Annotated in this window: 2 protein-coding genes and 3 pseudogenes; 4 read left to right on the top strand and 1 reads right to left on the bottom strand. The window is 57.8% G+C overall.

Going from position 1 to position 4,292, the window contains the following annotated elements:
• The first annotated feature begins 46 nt into the window (after positions 1-46).
• Positions 47-691: a hydrolase gene (locus AC1DLB_RS22940; protein ID WP_007934054.1), complete on the top strand. Its 645-nt coding sequence runs from the start codon at positions 47-49 to the stop codon at positions 689-691.
• A 129-nt stretch (positions 692-820) separates the two neighbouring features.
• Here AC1DLB_RS22940 and AC1DLB_RS22935 read toward each other — a convergent pair.
• Positions 821-1,869 (bottom strand): annotated as a pseudogene (locus AC1DLB_RS22935) (mechanosensitive ion channel family protein).
• Positions 1,870-2,062: 193 nt separating this feature from the next.
• Between AC1DLB_RS22935 and AC1DLB_RS22930 the strand changes: the two are divergent.
• From AC1DLB_RS22930 to AC1DLB_RS22920, 3 genes and pseudogenes are all read left to right on the top strand, one after another.
• Entirely contained in the window at positions 2,063-3,409 is a 1,347-nt protein-coding gene (locus AC1DLB_RS22930) for a DEAD/DEAH box helicase (RefSeq protein ID WP_477785692.1), read from the top strand.
• A gap of 151 nt (positions 3,410-3,560) precedes the next feature.
• Positions 3,561-3,845, top strand: a pseudogene (locus AC1DLB_RS22925) (hypothetical protein); the annotation flags it as partial.
• Positions 3,841-4,107 (top strand): annotated as a pseudogene (locus tag AC1DLB_RS22920) (hypothetical protein); the annotation flags it as partial. The pseudogenes AC1DLB_RS22925 and AC1DLB_RS22920, both read left to right, overlap by 5 nt.
• Positions 4,108-4,292 lie beyond the last annotated feature (185 nt).

Below are 4,292 nucleotides of genomic sequence, written 5' to 3'. Positions count from 1 at the left end.
CTCACCCAATATTCATTAAACAAATCGACATCAAAAGGAACGCGCCATGTCTAACCGTGAATTGCTCAACCCAACCAACTCCGCCCTGATCCTGATCGACCACCAGCCGCAAATGGCGTTCGGCGTGCAGTCGATCGACCGTCAGACCCTGAAGAACAACACCGTGGGTCTGGCGAAGGCCGCGAAGATTTTCAACGTGCCGACGATCTACACCTCAGTTGAAACCGAAAGCTTCAGCGGCTTCATCTGGCCGGAGTTGCTGGCTGTTCACCCAGAGCAGAAGCCGATCGAGCGCACCTCGATGAACTCCTGGGAAGACAAGGCGCTGGTTGACGCGGTGAAAGCCACCGGCCGCAAGAAGCTGATCATTGCCGCGCTCTGGACTGAAGTCTGCCTGACCTTCCCGGCGCTGGAAGCCCTGGCTGAAGGCTACGAGGTGTACATCGTGACCGACGCGTCTGGCGGCACCACCAAAGAAGCTCACGACATGTCGGTGCAGCGGATGATTCAGGCAGGCGCGGTGCCGGTCACCTGGCAACAAGTGCTGCTGGAATACCAGCGTGACTGGGCACACAAAGACACTTACGAGGCGGTGATGGAACTGGTGCTGGAGCACAGCGGCGCGTATGGCATGGGCGTGGATTACGCCTACACCATGGTGCACAAGGCGCCGCAGCGTCAGGTCAAATAACACCGTTACCCTTGTAGGCGCATGGCTTGCCCGCGAAGGCGGAGTATCAGTCGATAACTATGTTGACTGACACTCCGCCTTCGCGGGCAAGTCGGATCGCCGCACCGCTCGCTCCTATAGGGGCGGTGTTTACATGATGTGTTTTTCCGGCTCCGGAATGTGGCTCGCGCCTAACATGGCCGGAAGCAATCCGGCCCTTAAATCCCCGCCACTCGGCTGCTGATAAAGACTCAATCCGAACTCCGGCAGTACCGCCAGCAGATAATCGAAAATATCCCCCTGAATCCGCTCGTAATCCGCCCACGCCGTGGTGCGGGTGAAACAATAGATTTCCAGCGGAATCCCCTGCGCCGTCGTCTGCATCTGCCGCACCATGCCGGTCATGTTCTGCTGAACCTCCGGGTGACTTTTCAGATACGCCAGCGCATAGGCGCGGAAGGTGCCGATGTTGGTCATCCGCCGACGGTTGGCCGCCATCGCCGCGACGTTGCCCTGGGCTTCGTTCCAGGCCTTGAGCTCGGCTGTCTTGCGGCTCATGTAGTCGGTCAGCAAATGCACCTGGGACAGTTTCTGCTCTTCATCATCGCGAATGAACCGCACGCCGCTGGCGTCGATGAACAGGCTGCGCTTGATCCGCCGTCCTCCGGACTGCTGCATGCCGCGCCAGTTCTTGAACGACTCGGACATCAGGCGCCAGGTCGGGATCGACACAATTGTCTTGTCGAAGTACTGTACGCGTGAGCTAAAACTACAAATGGACATCACAAGTCTATTAAAATCAGTAGCTTAAAATTTTCTGTCCATTGTCCATTTATTCCCAGATCGATGGACAGCACCAGGAACAGGATGGTGAACGCCAGCGCCACGTTGCCGAGGAAGTTCATGCTGGTCTTGCCCAACTCCGGCACCAGGTGCAGGCCGAACTGGATGACCAGCGATGGCGTCATTTGCGCCAGGCGATGAAACACTTTGTTGTGRCGAAAATCGTTGACCCAGTGCAACGCCGGCTGGCGGCCGAGCATTTTGGTCGCATGAAGAATCAGGTAACGMGCCACTCGTCCGAGCACCAGCGCCACCACCAGCAGCAACATCAGCGCGAGTGTGGAATGCAGGAGCGGGTGCTGATCAAGGGCACCCCAGAGGTCTTGGGCGTTGAGCCAGAGCTGTTTGATATCCATGGTTGAAAACGCTTCTTCTGTAGGGCACGACGGGGCGATTAGAGCATTTAAGAGGTTGCGGATGACGTTTTGAGACAAATCAGGCAACAAAAAAGCCACTGTTTGCAGCCGTTTGTATAAAGAAACTCGGCCTTAGCGCTCGAAACCGTTACCCTATGCAGCTGTTTTTTTGTATTTCTTCGAGGTAGCACCCGTGTTTTCCCAATTCGCCCTGCACGAACGTCTGCTCAAAGCCGTGGCCGAGCTTAAATTTGTCGAGCCAACGCCTGTGCAAGCAGCGGCTATTCCGCTGGCGCTCCAAGGGCGTGACCTGCGGGTGACAGCGCAAACCGGCAGCGGCAAAACCGCCGCCTTCGTTTTGCCGATCCTCAACCGCTTGATCGGCCCGGCCAAAGTCCGCGTCAGCATCAAGACCCTGATCCTGCTGCCGACCCGCGAGCTGGCCCAGCAAACCATCAAGGAAGTCGAGCGCTTCGCGCAGTTCACTTTCATCAAGTCCGGCCTGATCACCGGCGGTGAAGACTTCAAGGTCCAGGCCGCCATGCTGCGCAAGGTGCCGRACATCCTGATCGGTACACCAGGCCGGATGATCGAGCAACTGAACGCCGGCAACCTCGACCTCAAGGAAGTCGAAGTGCTGGTGCTCGACGAAGCCGACCGCATGCTCGACATGGGTTTTGCCGAAGATGTGCAGCGTCTGGTGGATGAGTGCACCAACCGCCAGCAGACCATGCTGTTCTCCGCCACCACCGGCGGTTCGGGCCTGCGCGAGATGATCGCCAAGGTCCTGAACAACCCTGAGCACTTGCAGCTCAACGCGGTCAGCCAGCTGAACGACACCACGCGTCAGCAAATCATTACCGCTGACCACAACCAGCACAAAGAACAGATCGTGAACTGGCTGCTGGCCAACGAGACCTATCAGAAGGCCATCGTGTTCACCAACACCCGGGCCATGGCCGACCGTATCTACGGCCGCCTGGTGGCACAGGAATACAAAGCGTTCGTCCTGCACGGCGAGAAAGACCAGAAAGACCGCAAACTGGCCATCGACCGCCTGAAGCAGGGCGGGGTGAAAATCCTCGTCGCCACCGACGTCGCCGCCCGCGGTCTGGACGTGGAAGGCCTGGACTTGGTGATCAACTTCGACATGCCGCGCAGCGGCGACGAATACGTTCACCGCATCGGTCGCACCGGCCGCGCCGGCAACGATGGCCTGGCCATCTCGCTGATCTGCCACGGCGACTGGAACCTGATGTCGAGCATCGAGCGCTACCTCAAGCAGAGCTTCGAGCGCCGCACCATCAAGGAAGTCAAAGGCACCTACGGCGGACCGAAAAAGGTCAAGGCCTCGGGCAAAGCCGTTGGCGTGAAGAAGAAAAAGGTCGACGCCAAGGGCGACAAGAAGAAAACCGGCGCCAAGGCTCCGACCAAGCGCAAGATCGCCAACCGCCCGAAGACCGACGCCCTGTCGCTGGTCAGCAAGGACGGCATGGCGCCATTGAAACGCCGTAAGCCGGAAGCGCCGGCGGCTGAATAAAGCGTCGTAGCGATCCAATAAAAACCCGGACAGTGTCCGGGTTTTTTTACGTCAAAAGATCTTGCCATCTAACCCCCGGCTTTGTTCTTCGCCGATTCCAACTCCTTCAAACGCTGATCGATCACCTGGCACTTGTCCGGCAAATCCTTGCAAAACAGAACTCAACCTGTCGCTGGGCGTCAGCCTGACCTCCGAACAAGTCGCGGCCCTGACCCACGACATTGTCTGGATGGAGAATGCCGAGGTAAATGGCGAGCAAGTACTGGTGCCGGTGCTGTACCTGGCCAACGCCAACAATCGCCTGGCCGCCAACGGCGCCTTGGTCCAGGGCAGCGACGTGACCCTGATCGCCGGCAAAGACCTGAACAACGCCGGCACCTTGCGCGCCTCCAACAACCTGTCGGCCACCGCCACCAACGACCTGGTCAACAGCGGCCAACAGCGCCACGCTTAAACGCTTCCCGCAGCTGGAAGTGCAGGYGGATGTCGATCAGCCATTCCAGGTGTCGGGTTATTCGAATGGCGCGGGTGTTGGGAGTATCTATAGCTGCGGCCCGATCAAAACCACTTTCACACCAGAAAGAAGCAAGGTCTATTTGGTGGAGTTCCAGTTTGTTGGTAGCCGCTGTGAACAGCATGTCTACGATATAACTCAGCCTCAGGAACGCATTCCTGTGACGAGCGTGCCTTCTGCGTAAAGGACGCTCAGTTATTTGTAATCACTAGGCAAATCGGGCGACCCATATATCTATCCATGGGTGGAATCTCTGTCATAGATAGGGACTCTTTGTGGTTGGGTTGCCAAACCCGGTCGCCTTTTGGGCTACCGGGCTGACTATAGTCTTCATCCTTCAAGCATTCCCCCCATGGCAGCAACTAGCTG

The sequence above is a fragment of the Pseudomonas sp. 05N434 genome, assembly GCF_056396965.1.
This window is presented reverse-complemented; position numbering and strand designations above follow the sequence as displayed.

Coding starts and splice junctions, on each gene's coding strand:
- AC1DLB_RS22940 (WP_007934054.1), top strand. CDS start 47: ATGTCTAACCGTGAATTGCTCAACCCAACCAACTCCGCCCTGATCCTG.